Source organism: Amycolatopsis rubida (genome assembly GCF_900115345.1).
Taxonomy (GTDB): Bacteria; Actinomycetota; Actinomycetes; order Mycobacteriales; family Pseudonocardiaceae; genus Amycolatopsis; species Amycolatopsis rubida.
On the sequence record NZ_FOWC01000018.1, the window covers coordinates 75,176 to 90,032 of the forward strand.

Here is a 14,857-nt window from a genome sequence, read left to right on the forward strand (position 1 = left end):
CCGCTCCTTTATTAGGAAACTTTACAGACGGTTTCGGCGACTGTAGTGAGCGCGGCCACACGGCGTCAATGGGCTGGGGAAACTGCGGGGTAACGGCTTGATACCGCGGGATGTCCGCGCCAGGCGCAGGGTGACCGGGCGAGCGCGGACCGTACGCGGTCCAGACCGGGGAGAGGGGTGGTCCGGGGTCCGGCGCGGCCGGGGGGGCTAGGGAGCGGGTGGTCCGGCGTCCGGTGCGGGCGGAGGCTAGCGAGAGGGGCGGTCCGGCGTCCGGCGCGGGCGGAGGCTAGCGAGAGGGGCGGTCCGGCGTCCGGCGCGGGCGGAGGCTAGCGAGAGGGGCGGCCCGGCGTCCGGTGCGGGCGGGGGCTAGCGAGAGTCGTGAGTGGCGATCCCGGTTCTCACCAGGATCGCCACTCACGAGCCCGTCACTCCTCGGCTTCCGCCCATGCCTTCAGCATCACCCGGGCGATCGACGAATTCCCGGGCAGCAGCAGATTCGACGCCCCACCGGCGATCGGCGTCGGCAGGCCGCTCCCGGCGTTCCGGAACGCGGCCCGGACGTCCTCACGGGACACCCACAGCGCTTCCTCGATCTCACCCTCCGCCGGGACCAGCTGCGCGTCGCGGTCCGCGCGCGCGGTGAAGCCCAGCATGATCGAGCGCGGGAACGGCCACGGCTGGCTGCCGAGATACCGCACGTCCCCGACCTCGATCCCGGCCTCCTCGCGGATTTCGCGGACGACGCAGCCCTCCAGGGACTCCCCCGCCTCCACGAATCCGGCGAGCACCGAATACCGGTCCGGTGGCCAGATCGGCTGCCGGGCGAGCAGGACGTGCGAACCGTTGACGCCGTCGAGGTCGTGCACCAGGCAGATCACCGCCGGGTCGGTGCGCGGGTATTCCTCGTGGCCCTTGGCTTCGCAGCGGCTGGCCCAGCCGAACTGGATCAGCTGCGTCGGCGAGCCGTCACGGGCGCAGAACCGAGAACGCCGCCGCCAGTGCCGCAGTGCCTGCGCGGTGGTGAACAGCCCGGCCGACGTGTCGTCCAACCGCTCGCCGTATCCGCGCAGCTCGACCCACAGCTCGCCGTTGGCGCGCGGGACCTCTTCGATCACGCCCCAGCTGCCCGCCAGCCGCACACTGTCGACGTCGCCTTCGATGCTGCCGGGCAACGACCAGTAGTCGACGTCCTCCCACTCGCCGAGGAACACCGCGTCGGCGGGCGGTTCGGTGCCGAAGTCCATCGCCTTGCGGGTGGCCAGCGCGGAGCCGCCCTCGACGACCGGCGTGCGGCCGGTGTCGTCGAGCAGCACCACGCGGGCTTCCGACCATTTCGCGGCGAGCCGCTCGGGGTTGGTGCGCAAGGTTTCCTGACGGTCCACTGTGGAACGCGACAGGGTCGGGAGTGCCCCTAGCTCGAACGGAACGCTCATCAGTCCTTCTCGCTGGTGGAAACTCCGAGCGCGGCCAGCTTCGGCGCGAGCAGGTCCGCGTCGCCGACCACGACGCCGGTGAACCGGCCCGGCGCGAAGAACTCGGCCGCGGCTTCGGCGACCTGCTCCGCGGTGACGGCCGCGAGCCGCTCCGGGTGGCTCTGCAGCCATTCGATGCCGAGGCCGTTCGACGCCAGCGCCATCAGCTGCCCGGCGAGCCCGCCCTGGGAGGACGTGCCGGTGACGAGCGAGCCCATCGCGTACTGCCGCACCGATTCGACCTCTTCGGCCGTCGGCGGCACGGTGCCGAGGCGGAACAGCTCGTAGCGGGTTTCCAGGTACGCCGCCGCGGTGACCTCGTTGGCGGTGTCCGCGTCCACATTGACCACTGCGGTGTCGCCGGTGAACTCGAAGCCCGAGTGCGCGCCGTAGGTGTATCCCTTGTCCTCGCGGATGTTTTCCACCAGCCGCGAGGAGAAGTACCCGCCGAACGCCAGGTTCGCCAGCTGCAGCGCCGGGTACCGCGGGTCGACGCGCGGCACCGTCTGCGCGGACAGCCGGATCTGCGACTGCACCGCGCCGGCGCGCGGCACCAGCAGGACGTTGCCGCCGGTCAGCACGGGCAGCGGCGGCAGCACCACGGCCGAACGATCCGACTTCCAGCCGCCGAGCGCACGCTCCAGTTCGGCCGGAACCTCTTGCGGGTCAAGGTCTCCGACCAGCACGAGCACCGCACCGCGCGGCAGCACCGAAGCGGTGTGCAACGCGCGCACCTGCTCGGCGGTCACCTCGGCGACGTCCTCCGCCTGCGGGACTTCGCGGGTCACCGGGTGGTCGCCGTACCGGTGCTTCTGCAGTGCTTCGCGCGCGATGGTGCGCGGCTGCGTCCGCGACACCGCGATGCGCTCGATCAGCCGCTCCCGCTCGCGCGCGACCTCCGCGTCGCTGTACGTCGCGCCGGTGAGCACGTCGCCGAGCACCTCCAGCAGCGTCGGCAGGCCCTCGGACAGCGCGGTGCCGCCGAAGTACAGCCGCTCCGGGTCCACGCCCGCGCTCAGTTCGCCGCCGATCAGCGCGACCTCCGCGTCGATTTCCACCCGATCGCGCCGCGCGGTGCCAGTGAGCACAGTCTCCGCGAGCACCTCCGCGGTGGCCGCGTGCATCCGGTCCTCGCCCGCGAACGGAATCCACAGCCGCAGTTCGACCATCGGGACGCTCGCCTTGCGCACCGCGAGCACGCGCAGCCCGTTGGAGAGCGTGGTGTCCACATGGGACAGATCGGCGGCGGCGCGCTGGTGGCCCAGCGCGGGCAGCGGACGCGGTCCGGCGGCGGTGCGGCCGATCTCCTCGGCGCTGCGGTGTGCGGCTTTGACCTGTTCAGCCGAGGTCACTGTTCCGTCCCTTCGGTGCTTGCGGGCTTCACGACGAGCACGGCGCGCGCGTCCGGGCGCAGCGCCTTGGCCGCCGCCGACACAGCTTCGCCGGAGACCGCGGACAGGCGGTCGGCGAGCTGGTAGACCAGCGACGCGTCGCCGTAGAGCAGTTCGAACGCGCCGAGCGCCAGCGTGCGCGACACGAGCCGGTCGTGCTCCGCGTGCAGGCTCGCCGCCCAGCGCGCGGTGACCTTCTTCAGTTCCTGTTCGTCCGGCGGTGTGGACGCGAGCTTCTCCAGCTCCTCGTCCAGCGCGGCCAGCACGCGCTCGCGCGGCACGTCCGGCGGGTGGATCGCGGTGATGGTGAACGTGTCCGGATCGCGGGCCTCGAACGGGCCGAACAGCCCGGCTCCGGCGCCGACGTCGACCACCAGCGGTTCGACGTGCACCAGCCGCTGCTGCAGCCGCGAGCCGTCACCGTCGGTGAGCACGCCCGCCAGCACCAGGTAGGCGAGGTAGCCGTCGAGGTCGTTGACGGGGTCCGGCATCCGGTAGCCGACGGCCAGCGCGGGCAGCGGCGCGTGCGGGTCGGTGTGCTCGCCGAGCAGCTGCGTGGTGGGCAGCGGCTCGGCGAACGACGGACGGACCGGGGCCGGCCGGTGCGGGACGTCGCCGAAGTGCTTCTGGACGAGCGCCTTGGCCTCTTCCACCTCGAAGTCGCCCGCGACGGTCAGCACCGCGTTGGCCGGCGAGTAGAAGGTGTCGAAGAAAGCGGCGCAGTCGTCCAGCGTCGCGCCTTCGAGGTCTTCGAAGGCGCCGTAGCCGTCGTGCGCGTTGGCGAAGGTGGAGTACAGCACCGGCGGCAGCAGGATCCACGGGAATCCGCCGTACGGCCGGTTGCGCACGTTCAGCCGGATTTCCTCCTTGACGACCTCGATCTGGTTCGCCAGGTTCTCCGCGGTCAGCTTCGGCGCGCGCATCCGGTCGGCTTCGAGGAACAGCGCGCGTTCCAGCGCCGCGGCGGGCAGCACCTCGTAGTAGTCGGTGTAGTCCGGGTGCGTGGAACCGTTGAAGGTGCCGCCGCTGGACTGCACGTGCCGGAAATGCGCCAGTTTCTCCAGGCTTTCGCTGCCCTGGAACATCAGGTGCTCGAAGAGGTGCGCGAAACCGGTCAACCCCTCCGGCTCGGAACGGAAGCCCACGTCGTAGTGCACGCTGACCCCGACCACCGGCGCGGTCGGGTCAGGAGCGAGCACCACGCGCAGACCGTTGTCGATCGTGAAACGGAAGAGCTCGGGATCGGCCATGCCTCCACCCTACGCAGGCGCGGGCGTCTTGGGCTCGTCCGGTCGGAGGTGCCTCGCGCCCTCGAACGCGACGGTCAGCGCGACCACGAATCCGCTGGTCCGCGCCAACGGCACGACGTCCTCGCCGGAGCTGCCGTACCAGTACGCCGACAGCGAACAAGCGTTAACTAGCCAAGCATCTGCTTCGCCCAGCGCGTACGCGTACGGGAGCACGCGAGAGACGAGCAGTTCGTCGTCCGGCGCTTCCGTCGTGAGCAGCTGTGCGTTGAGGCCGAGAAGGCGGTCCCGAAGGTCTAGGCCTGCCTTCGTGCGCTCCGGCAGGAAGCGAGCGGCTGCCGTCACCGCGATGCCGGTGGCGAGAAGCACCAACCCGAGTTGTGCGTAACCGACGGTGAAGGCCAGCAGGACGGTGAGGAAGACGCCATACCCACATAGCCGCGGGCCGATCTTCGACAGTCGCTTCGGCGAGCGCCAGCCGCGACGGACAGTGTCGGTGACTAGCTCACGCACGCCTGCTTCGCGGACTTCGGCGAGCATCGCGGCTTCGCCGGGCACGGCGGCTTCGTACACCGCGCGCTCGAAGGCCGTCAGGTGTTCGTCGGGCGGATTGCGGCGCACGAGGACCCAGTTGCGCGGGCCGTCTTCGCTGACCCATAGGTAGTTACGGACGCATAGGTCGAGCACTGTCGCGGCTAGGTCGACGGAGCTGACGCGTCCGGTGAGAAGCAGTCCTACGTGTCCGGGGAGCACGCCGTCTGGCGAAGAGAAGCGGCCATTGTCGAGAAGCTGTACGGGGGTAGCGTGGCCTGGCTGTCGGTCGCGTCGGCGGCGTACGAACACCGTGACAGCACCGGCGATCGACAGAACGGCGAAGGCCAGCCATGCCCACCACACTGGTGCGGTCGCGGCGAAGGGGCCGGTGGGGATGAGCTTCTCGGTCGCGGCGACGGTACCGCCGGGGAGTTCGGCAGTCAGCTGTACGCGGGAGCCGGGCGGGAGCTTCGGCACCGAGACGCGGGTCAGGCCGGAGTGGTCGATCTGCGCGACACCGCAGCGGGTCGTCGAATCGGGCGGACCGGCGAGGCAGCTGAGCGCGTCCGGGATGGCGGGCGCGGCGAAGGTCGCGCGGACCAGTTCCAGGCGGGTGTCCCAACCGCCGGCGACGTCCCAGGTCACGTGTTCGACGCCGAGGCTCGTGCCGACCGTACCGTCCACTGTGTACCGGAGCACGGACGTTCCGCCGCGCAGGTAGAAGGTCACCTGGTCATTGCCGGATTCGGCGTTGCCCGCGCCTTCGATGCTGATGTCGCGGATGCCGAGCACGCGGTCGTTGGCGCGTAACGGGATGGTGCGGGTCATCGAGGTGTCGCGCGGTACCGAGACTGCCTCGGTAACGGAGAGGCTGCCGTCGCGTTGGACCTTCAGGGCTACTTCGACGCTCTGCGGCAGGCCGGGCAGCGACGGCTGGTCTTGCGCCGCAGCGGGTGTCACGGAGAGGAACGGGATCAACAGCAGGGCGGCGAGTTTCATTGCGCGGACACCGCCGAGCGTCGTTCGGCCATCGCCTGGATCGCGTCGATCTCTGCCGCCAGCGGGGATTCGACCCGCCTCGCCGGGCTCCCCAACGCGCGGCCACGGCGGGTTTGAACCAGCGGAGCGGCGACGAAGGTGGCGAGTCCAGCGATGAGGAGCGCGACGCCGATCAGCGCCTCGCCGACAGTGAGGGCGAGCACGACTGTCGTCACGATGCCCGCAACGGCCAGGATGAGCCCGGCTCGGCGGAGGTGGGATCGCCTTGCCGACAGCCAGCCCTGGCGATGCGCTTCGGCGTCGAGGAGGATGCGCAGTTCCGCCTGATCCGGCCGCGCGCCACCGAGCGGACCCGGCGGGAACGCGGTCTTGACCGCCTCCTCGAACGGCGTGAGCGGATCGGCTTCGCTGTGGGTGAGCTGTCCGTCGACGATATGCAGATGACCCCGCGCGACGAGGTCGAGGACGGTGCCGGTGAGGTCGAGTTCGCCGCGCGCGACATACGCGATGTACGCAGGCGGCACTCCAGGAGCGGGCGGCCTGGCACGGCGACGCAGCACGCTGGCGCCGATGAGCAGGTAGAGCACTAACGCGAGACCGCTGAGGATGGTCGGAAATCCAGGCGCGAAGGCGGCCAACGGTCCAGTCGGGACAAACCGGGCGTTCTCCGGCAACGGTCCGGTCCGGACCGCCAGATCGATCCGGTCCCCTTGGCGCAAACCGTTCTGTTCGGCATGCGCTCCCCCGCTCCGGAGTTCGGAAAACGTGCACTGCCGAGACGATCCCGGCTGACCGGCGTAACAATCCGCAGTGGACACATCCGGTCCGCTGAAGGCGGCAGTGACCCGGTCGACCGCACGATCCCAGCCCCCGGTGAGCTGAAACCGGACCTGCCCAGCCGCGACCGCACCGTCCACCGTGTACGTCACGGTCGCCGGCCCGGTGACGGTGACGGTCGTTCCGTCGGCGGCAGCGGCACCGGAGACCTGCAGATCGGTGATCGAGTAGAGCCGGTCCTCGTCGTCGGTGACCGGCACACGTTCGGCGATGCGGTGAACGGCTGGGGCGTCAGTGACGATGCGCTCGATGACCGTGAGCTGACCGTCCTGCGCAGTGGTGACGGTGACGTCGTCGGCGAGCATGTCCTCAGCTCGGCGGAGTGAAGGGGTTGTCGGACCTCGGCGGTGCCGGAGGCGGAACGGGCGGCGGCGCGTAGGAGGGCGGGCCGTAGTGCATCGGCGCGATCCGGGCGTGGTCGCGGTTGCGGCGTTCGGCCAGCACCGCGGTGAGGAAGACCCACGGCGGCATCCCGTACGGCAGCGGCACCCCGATCGCCGTGGAAACCTGCTGCGCCAGGCCGAAGCCGAGCGACGCGGCCGCTTCCGGGCGCAGTTCGTGGTAGCGGCCGAGGTACTGGCGGGCGGCCATGGCGAGGTCGTCGGCGAGGCCGCTGAGATCGAAGTGCGCGGCCCACGCCTCCAGACCGGGCGGCACCACGAGAATCGCCCGCGCGGACTGCGGCACGCGTTCGCGGATCACCAGGGTGCCCGCGAGATAGTCGCCGACGCGGCGGCCGTTCGACGACGTCAGCGACACGATGACGGCCACCGCGCCGAGGAAGCCGAGCGCCCAGAAGTCGACGAAGAAGCCGGCCAGCGCGCGGGTCAGCGCGTGCCGGAAGCTGATCGGCCCGCCGTCGAGGCGCACCACGCGCAGGCCGAGTGCGAGTTTGCCGAGCGAACGGCCGCGGCTGAGCGTTTCGAACAGCACCGGGTAGCCGATCACGACCAGCACGAACGTGGTCAGCATCAGCGCGATGGTGAGCGCCGAGTCGAACGACCCCGCGGTCAGCATCAGCGCGACGAGCACGAGCAGCAGCAACGCGGCCTGGACGAGGACGTCGAGCAGCATCGCGACCGCGCGGCTGGCGAGCTTCGCCACCCGCAGGTCGAGGACGACAGCCTCACCGGTGACGAGATCGGACTCTTCCTGCACGAGGCCAGCGTAGAGCGCCTGCCTCTATCCTGGCGGGAGAGGAGGTGGCCGGTGGACGTCGACGTGTTCGTCGCGGCGCACAGCGCGGAATGGAGCAGGCTCGGCGAGCTGGCCGGACGGCGCAGGCTGACCGGCCAGGAGGCGGACGAGCTGGTCACGCTGTACCAACGCGCGGCGACGCATCTGTCGATGATTCGCTCGACCGCGCCCGACCCGGCCCTGCTGGCCAGGCTGTCGGCGCTGGTCGCGCGCGGCCGTTCGGCGGTGGCCGGTTCGCACAGCCCGGCGTGGCGCGAGGTCGGGCTCTTCTTCACCCACCGCTTCCCGGCCGCGGTGTACCTGAGCCGCCGCTGGTGGATCCCGGCCGCGCTGCTGTCGGTCGCGGTGATGGCGGTGCTGGGCGGGTGGATCGCGGGCGACCCGCAGGTGCGCGCGTCGCTGGTCTCGCCGGACGAGGTGAAGGCGATGACCGCGCCCGGCGGCCAATACGAGACGTACTACTCGAACGGCCCAGCGGCGTCGTTCGCGGCGAAAGTGTGGACGAACAACGCCTGGGTCGCGGCGACGTGCCTGTTCCTCGGCGTCGCGCTCGGCCTGCCGGTGATCGCCGCGCTGTGGATGAACTCGCTGAACGCCGGGGTCGCGATCGGCCTGATGTCCTCGGCAGGCCGCGGCGATGTGCTGCTGGGCCTGCTCCTGCCGCACGGTCTGCTGGAACTGACGGCGGTGTTCATCGCGGCGGGGACCGGACTGAAACTCGGCTGGACGGTGGTGGACCCGGGCCGACGGTCGCGAAGCGCGGCGCTGGCCGAACAGGGCCGGTCAGTGGTGGTGATGGCGCTGGGGCTGGCGTGCGTGCTGCTGGTGTCGGGCGTGATCGAGGCGTTCGTGACGCCGTCGGGCTGGCCGACCTGGCTGCGCATCGGTATCGGCGCGGTGGTGGAGCTGCTGTTCCTGACGTACGTGTTCACGCTGGGACGCCGAGCCGCGCTGGGCGGCGAAACAGGCGACGTGGACCGGCGCGTGGCCGGGGATGCCCTCCCCGAGGCTGGCTGAGGTCAGCGACCGGTCGCGCGAGGATCGTCGGGAAGGATCAGTTCGGCGGCTTGGACGTCGTCGGGCAAGGCCATCACCTGTTCCTTCGCACCTGAGCCCGCGCCCTCGGAGTCGACCTGGCCGACGAGCTTGCTGCTCTCCCGCATCACCGTCGCGCCGCGAGCAGCAGTTGCAAGGCGAAGAGCGCAGCTCCCGTGCAGGCGACCGGTGATGACGCCCGCGCCACCTCGGCGAGGACGACCCGCCACGGACTGGACACGGACAACCCGCAAATCTGCTGTCCAGCCTTCAGGCGCTGGCAACCTGCCCCGCTGTGACTGCAGTCGATTCGGTACCCGTTTCTGCCGGTAATGCAGGTACCGTTCGGCATTCGGCATGCTCGGCAACGTGTTCCGATCCAGGGCTCCCAGCGCGGGCAAGGATCCCAGATCGATCGACACGAACAACAGCTCCGCGCCGGTGCGCGCCCCGCCTGAGCCGCAGTGGTCCCTTCGGTCATCCTGCCGCACCCCGTCGCCGCCGGGTACACCTACAGCCGACCCGCCGCCTTCAACGCCAAGTAGCGGTCGGCGAGCGCAGGCGGCAACTCCTCCGGCACCGCGTCCACCACCCCGACCCCGTGCCGGGTCAGCCACGCCACCGAAGACTCCCGATCCGCCAACGCCCGCTCAGCCGCGGCAGCGTCGTAAACCGCCTCCGCCGACCCCCGCGAAGCCGCCATCTCCGCCACCCTCGGGTCCGCCACCGAAGCCACCAGCACCTCGTGCCGAGCGGTCAACGACCCCAGCACCGGGAACAGCCCCTCCTGCGACGGAGCCGGTTCCAACCCGGTCAGCAGCACCACCAAAGCCCGCCGACGGGTCCGTCGCAGCACTTCCGCCACCATCCCCCGGGCGTCGGTCTCGACCAGTGACGGTTCGATCGTGGCCAAGGCATTCACCAAAGACGGCGTCGAAGCGTTCGGCACCGACGCCCGCACCCGCCGGTCGTAAGCCACCAGATCGACCCGGTCCCCCGCGCGGGAAGCCAGCGCGGCCAGCAAAAGCGCCGCGTCCATCGCCGCGTCCAACCGGGGCGCGTCCCCGACCCGGCCCGCCGAAACACGGCCGGTGTCCAGCACCAAAACCACCTGCCGGTCGCGTTCTGGACGCCACGTCCGCACCATCACCTCCGACGCGCGGGCCGTCGCGCGCCAGTCGATCGACCGGACGTCGTCGCCGATGACGTATTCGCGCAGGGAGTCGAATTCCGTTCCCTGGCCCCGGATCAGCACCGCATTGCGACCGTCCAGCTGCTGCAGCCGAGCCAGCCGCGAAGGCAGATGCTTGCGGCTGTGGAACGGCGGCAGCACCCGAACCGCCCACGGCACCGCGTGCGAACCCTGCCGCGCGGCCAAGCCCAGCGGCCCCACTGCGCGCACAGTCACCCTCGCCGCAATACGGTCGCCGCGGCGGGTCGGCAGCAGCGGGGTGACGAAAGCACGCCGCTCGCCGGACGGAACCGCCAGCGGGTGCCGGTCGTCGGCACCGGCACTCGGCGGCCAAGCGTCCCGCAGCGAGCCGCGAACGGCGCGTCCACCGGGATTCGTGACGGTCAGCGTGACCTCGGCACGCTCCCCCAACCGGACGGAAGCGGTGCCGCTGCGCGAAAACCGCAGCGCTCGCACGCTCCCGGCCAGGACGAGGTCCACGACGACCAGCACCAGCAGCACCGCGACCACGACCGCGACGCCGGTGCCGGACGGGAACAGCAGCCCGACCACCAGCGCCCCCAGGAGCGCCAGCAGCCCGAGCCGCCCGGTGACTGCCATTTAGCGCGGCACCGGCACAGAGGCCAGCACCCGGTCGAGGACGCCGTCCGCGGTGACGCCTTCGAGTTCGGCTTCGGGGCGCACGTCCAGACGGTGCCGGAGCGCGGGACGGGCGAGCGCCTTGACGTCGTCAGGCGTCGCGTAGTCCCGGCCGGACAGCCAGGCCCACGCGCGCGTCACGGCGAGCAAAGCCGTTGCGCCACGAGGAGAAACGCCGACTCGCACCGCCGGGAGTTCCCGCGTCGCGCGGCAGAGGTCGACGACGTAGCCGATCACTTCCGGGCCGACGGTCACCTTCGCGACCGCTTCCCGAGCAGCAGCGAGATCCGCGGCACCAGCGACCGGCCGCACCCCCGCGGCGGCCAGGTCACGCGGATCGAAACCCTGTGCGTGCCGCCAAAGAATGCCGATCTCGTCCTCACGCGACGGAGCCGGCATGGTCAGCTTCAGCAGAAACCGGTCCAACTGCGCCTCGGGCAACGGGTAGGTGCCCTCGTACTCCACCGGGTTCTGCGTCGCGACCACGACGAACGGATCCGGCAGCGGACGCGAGGTGCCGTCGATCGACACCTGCCGCTCTTCCATCGCCTCCAGCAGCGACGACTGCGTCTTCGGCGGCGTCCGGTTGATTTCGTCGGCCAGCAGCAGATTCGTGAACACCGGGCCCGCGCGGAAGGAGAACTCGCCGCTGTGCGCGTCGTACACAATGGACCCGGTGACGTCGCCCGGCATCAGGTCCGGTGTGAACTGCACGCGGGTCGTCTTCAGGTCCAGCGACGCCGCCAGCGCCCGCACCAGCAACGTCTTCGCGACGCCGGGCACGCCTTCCAGCAGCACATGCCCCCGGCAGAGCAGCGCGAGGATGAGCCCGGTGACGGCCGCGTCGTTGCCGACCACAGCCTTCCCGACCTCGGTGCGCAACGCGATCAGGGCCGCCCGCGCGTCCTGCATCTGTTCGGTACTCAAGAACGCTCCACCTCTCGTTCCACCGCGTCCACTTCGTCCGCCAGCCGCACCAGCGCCGCTTCGTCGGACGGCGACGGGCCGTACAACACCGCCCCGACCTCGTTCGGCGCCCGGCCGGTCCGTGCGCTCACCGTCTCCACCACCGCGGGCGGACCGGCGTCGGGCGGCAATCCCAGTCTCTTCCGCAACCGCGTCCTTGCCGCCTCGCGCAAGGTTTCCGCCGCATGCCCGGTCGCTCCGCCCCGCCGGTACAGCCGGGCCCGGCCCTCCGCTGTTTCCGCCGACCGCACGACCACCGGCAGCGGTTCCCGCACCACCGGCCCGAGCCGTCGCGCGCGCCAGAGTGCGAAAAGGACGATCGCGATTCCCGCGGTCAGCGCGCCGTATCGCCAGCCGGGCGGGATCAGGTCGACGAACGGCTTCTTTTCGCTGTCCAGCGCGGGGTCCTCAGTGGACGGTACGTACCAGATCAGCTGCCGGTGATCGCCCAGCAGCCGCATGCTGAACGCCGCGTTGCCTTCTTTGGCGATCTGGTCGTTGGTGAACGCTTCCGCCGAACCGAGCACAGTCACAGTGCCGGCCCGGTCGGCCAGCTGCACGAAAGTCGGATCGCCGCCGTCGCGGTAACAGGCACGCGCCGTCTTGTCGTCCGTGCGGTAATGGCGGCCGCCAAGCGTGACCGAGCCCGCGCTGACCGCCGCACCGACCGTGCAATCCGGTTGCAGCGTACGGACATCTCCCGCCCCTGCCGGGGAGACAGTCGGCGCGGCCGTGTCCAACGCGGCCGATCCGGGCGCGACGAGCACGAGGTGCGCGACCCGACGACGCAGATCGGCCAACCCGTTCGCGGGCACCAACTGCGGGTTGGTGATCAGCAGGGTTCCGCCGTCAGCGGCCTCGCGTGCTTCGGCAAGCGAATGCGCGGCGCGGATTTGAACGCCTTCCTGCTCCAGCAAGCGCGCGAGAGCGTGACTGCCGCGCGGTTCGTACGAGCCGGGGTCGAACTCGCCGCTGGTCTGTTCGCCGCGACTGAGCACAATGGCCAGCGCGATGATCACGATCAGCAGGAGCAGCGCCAACGGAACCCGGGCACCACGCCAGATCCGGCGCAGATCCGGCGAAACAGCCGTACTCACGCGTCCGCCAAAACCGGCCGGGCACGCCGGACGCGTTCGTCCATTTCGGACAATGTGCGGTAACCGGCTTCGGTGCCCGGCCGTCCGCCGTAGTGCACGTCGTCGAACTGCCGCGCGGCAGCGGTGAGGTCAACGGCCAGGTCCGGCAGGAACCTCCCGGCTTCGACGACCGCTTCGTCCGCGGTCCGGCCGGAGCGGGCGTCGAGCAGCGCGCGCTCTTCCATGCCGCGCACGAGGGCGCGGAACCGGTCGCGGATCGCGTCGGCGAAATCGCCGCGGGCAGCGGCTTCCCCGGCGGCCTTCCGGTACTCGTCCGCGGTTCGCCGTCGCCGGTCGAACACCTCGCCGGACGTCTTCGCCGAGCGGCCGACCTTGCCCACCCGCAGCCGCACGACCACGATCAGCACGATCAGCAACGCCAGCACCAGCAGCAGGCCGAGCGGGCCGCCGGGCACCCCGGACAACGCGTCGAACAGCTCGGAAATCCGCTGTCCGAGCCACTGCCAGACCCGCTCGGCAAGGCCCGGCCGCGCGGCCGCGTAACCCGGGTCGGTGAGTTCCTGGATCGCCCGCAGCCGGGCGGGGTCCCGGTCGATGTCGACCGGGACGTCGGCGAGAAAGCCGATCACCACGCCTGCTGCGGCGGTTGGATGCCCGCCGCCCTGGCCAGTTCGATGTCCATGCCCTCGCGGCGCATCCGCTGGTCGATGTAGAGCGTCACGGTGACCAGCGCGGTGAACGGCATGACGATCGTCTCCGCGATCACCTTGCCCACCGACTGCAGCACCAGGCCGCCGGTCGTGACCTTCGGCAGGGTCGCCTGCGGATCGAAGATGCCGCTGAACGCGCCCGAGCCGAGGCTGAACGGGACGCTGATGATCGCCGAGATCAGCCAGCTGATCACGCCCGCCAGCAGCAGAACCCCGAACACCCGCCAGAACATGCCCGACACCAGCTGACGCGACCGCGTGAACGCCTGTCCGATGGTGCCGCGTTCCAGCACCAGCGCCGGACCGGCGAGCGACCAGAACACATACGGCAGCACGGCGGGCAGCAGGCAGAACGCCGCGGCCACGATCGTGGCCAGCGTGTACAGGATGGTGACCGCCAGCAGCGGCAGCAGCCGCGGCGCGGCTTCGCGCATCGCCGAACCGAAGTCGACCGGACGGCCGAGCACCGCCTTGCCCATCACCACGGTGAGGAAGCCGGTGAGGAAGGTCTGCGTCAGCATGGAGATCACCAGCACCGGCAGCAGCGCGCTGAGGGTGGAGCCGAGCACGCTGTAGGCCGCGTCGAGCTGCTGTTGCTGGGTCGCGGCCGGGCCGAGCTGGGCGACCCGGTTGAAATCGGGCACCAGCCACAGCGACGCGACCAGGTTGAGCCCCGCCGAGATCACCGCGACGACCGCGGCGACCCCGAGAATCAGCAGCGGATACCGGCGGATCGCGGTGATCGCTCCGTCGAGGATGTCGCCGACGTTCAATGGGCGCAACGCGATCACGCCCGGTTTGCCCAGTCCGTTCGGGTTCCAGCCCGCGCCGGGACGGCCGTGGGCGGCACCGGGGTACTGCGGAAGCGGTTGCTGGCCCGGGGATTGCCACTGGCCGCCGCCTGCCGGGGGCGGCGGAGTCGCGCCGGGCGGCGGGAACGCGCTGGGCTGCGACGGAGTGGCGCCGGTGGACGAAGACGCTCCCGCCGAGGTCTCGCCGCCCGTCCGCGGCGTCGCGCCAGCGGGGCTTTCGCCGCTCGGTGGCGGTGTCGCACCAGCCGGGTTTTCGCCGCCCGTCCGCGGCGTCGCGCCAGCGGGGCTTTCGCCGCTCGGCTGCGGTGTCGCACCAGCCGGGTTTTCGCCGCCCGTCCGCGGCGTCGCACCAGCGGGGCTTTCGCCGCCCGTCCGCGGCGTCGCACCAGCCGGGTTTTCGCTGGCAGCCGAAGGATCCGCGCCGGTCTGGTTCGTCCCGGCAGGCGGATTCGCCCCGGTCGAAGCGGCGTTTTCGCCGGCGGGCGACGAAGTTCCGGCGCTGGTGCCGGACGAGGTGTCCGTTTCGCCGGTCTCCGGCGGGGTGGCGGCGGACGCGTCCGGGTCGGGACTGGCGAAGCCCCGGCTCGGCGTAGGCGTGTCGTCCCCCGGCCCGGGCGCACCGGGTGAGTTTGTCATCGGAGCCCCTCGTCTGCACGGCCCTTGCGGTTGCTGCCGTCACTCTTCCAGAGCCGTCCGCACCCGGCCAGACCTGGGGGGACGTCCGGGCGG

The 14,857-nt window shown here is 71.0% G+C and carries 13 protein-coding genes; 1 reads left to right on the forward strand and 12 read right to left on the reverse strand.

From position 1 onward, the window contains the following. Window positions 1-425: 425 nt before the first annotated feature. The 6 genes from nudC to BM362_RS40255 are packed head-to-tail and all read right to left on the reverse strand — an operon-like array spanning window position 426 to window position 7,638. On the reverse strand, window positions 426-1,433 hold the full coding sequence (nudC, locus tag BM362_RS40230) for an NAD(+) diphosphatase (protein ID WP_067585958.1): 1,008 nt from the start codon (window positions 1,431-1,433) through the stop codon (window positions 426-428). Further along, a complete protein-coding gene (locus tag BM362_RS40235; RefSeq protein ID WP_067585954.1) occupies window positions 1,433-2,824 on the reverse strand; it encodes a M16 family metallopeptidase in 1,392 nt (463 codons plus the stop codon). Before BM362_RS40235 ends, nudC begins: the two co-directional genes overlap by 1 nt. Beyond that, the gene (locus BM362_RS40240) at window positions 2,821-4,113 is read right to left on the reverse strand and encodes a M16 family metallopeptidase (protein ID WP_067585951.1); all 1,293 of its coding nucleotides are present in this window, start codon (window positions 4,111-4,113) and stop codon (window positions 2,821-2,823) included. Before BM362_RS40240 ends, BM362_RS40235 begins: the two co-directional genes overlap by 4 nt. A gap of 9 nt (window positions 4,114-4,122) precedes the next feature. Beyond that, the gene (locus BM362_RS40245; protein WP_093576709.1) at window positions 4,123-5,643 is read right to left on the reverse strand and encodes a DUF2207 family protein; all 1,521 of its coding nucleotides are present in this window, start codon (window positions 5,641-5,643) and stop codon (window positions 4,123-4,125) included. Further along, a complete protein-coding gene (locus BM362_RS40250) occupies window positions 5,640-6,785 on the reverse strand; it encodes a DUF2207 domain-containing protein (RefSeq protein ID WP_093576710.1) in 1,146 nt (381 codons plus the stop codon). The genes BM362_RS40245 and BM362_RS40250 overlap by 4 nt, the downstream gene beginning before the upstream one ends. 4 nt (window positions 6,786-6,789) lie before the next feature. Continuing rightward, complete coding sequence (locus BM362_RS40255; protein WP_067585942.1) at window positions 6,790-7,638, reverse strand: RDD family protein; 849 nt, start codon at window positions 7,636-7,638, stop codon at window positions 6,790-6,792. 51 nt (window positions 7,639-7,689) lie between these two features. On the opposite strand from BM362_RS40255, the gene BM362_RS40260 reads away from it, so the two are divergent. Next, on the forward strand, window positions 7,690-8,694 hold the full coding sequence (locus tag BM362_RS40260; RefSeq protein WP_067585939.1) for a stage II sporulation protein M: 1,005 nt from the start codon (window positions 7,690-7,692) through the stop codon (window positions 8,692-8,694). 2 nt (window positions 8,695-8,696) lie between these two features. Here the strand turns inward: BM362_RS40260 and BM362_RS47935 are convergent, their stop codons facing one another. The 6 genes from BM362_RS47935 to BM362_RS49660 form a co-directional block, all read right to left on the reverse strand. Further along, window positions 8,697-8,840 (reverse strand): hypothetical protein, encoded by a 144-nt coding sequence (locus BM362_RS47935; protein ID WP_167545614.1) that lies wholly within the window; start codon window positions 8,838-8,840, stop codon window positions 8,697-8,699. A gap of 383 nt (window positions 8,841-9,223) precedes the next feature. Beyond that, window positions 9,224-10,504 carry a DUF58 domain-containing protein gene (locus BM362_RS40265; RefSeq protein WP_093576711.1) on the reverse strand — a complete coding sequence of 427 codons (1,281 nt, stop codon included), beginning with the start codon at window positions 10,502-10,504 and terminating at the stop codon, window positions 9,224-9,226. Further along, the gene (locus BM362_RS40270) at window positions 10,505-11,455 is read right to left on the reverse strand and encodes an AAA family ATPase (RefSeq protein WP_093576712.1); all 951 of its coding nucleotides are present in this window, start codon (window positions 11,453-11,455) and stop codon (window positions 10,505-10,507) included. An 11-nt stretch (window positions 11,456-11,466) separates the two neighbouring features. Further along, entirely contained in the window at window positions 11,467-12,606 is a 1,140-nt protein-coding gene (locus BM362_RS40275; RefSeq protein WP_093576713.1) for a DUF4350 domain-containing protein, read from the reverse strand. Further along, window positions 12,603-13,238: a DUF4129 domain-containing protein gene (locus BM362_RS40280; RefSeq protein ID WP_167545615.1), complete on the reverse strand. Its 636-nt coding sequence runs from the start codon at window positions 13,236-13,238 to the stop codon at window positions 12,603-12,605. Before BM362_RS40280 ends, BM362_RS40275 begins: the two co-directional genes overlap by 4 nt. Further along, window positions 13,232-14,764: a DUF7847 domain-containing protein gene (locus BM362_RS49660; RefSeq protein WP_244287438.1), complete on the reverse strand. Its 1,533-nt coding sequence runs from the start codon at window positions 14,762-14,764 to the stop codon at window positions 13,232-13,234. The genes BM362_RS40280 and BM362_RS49660 overlap by 7 nt, the downstream gene beginning before the upstream one ends. Window positions 14,765-14,857: the final 93 nt, after the last annotated feature.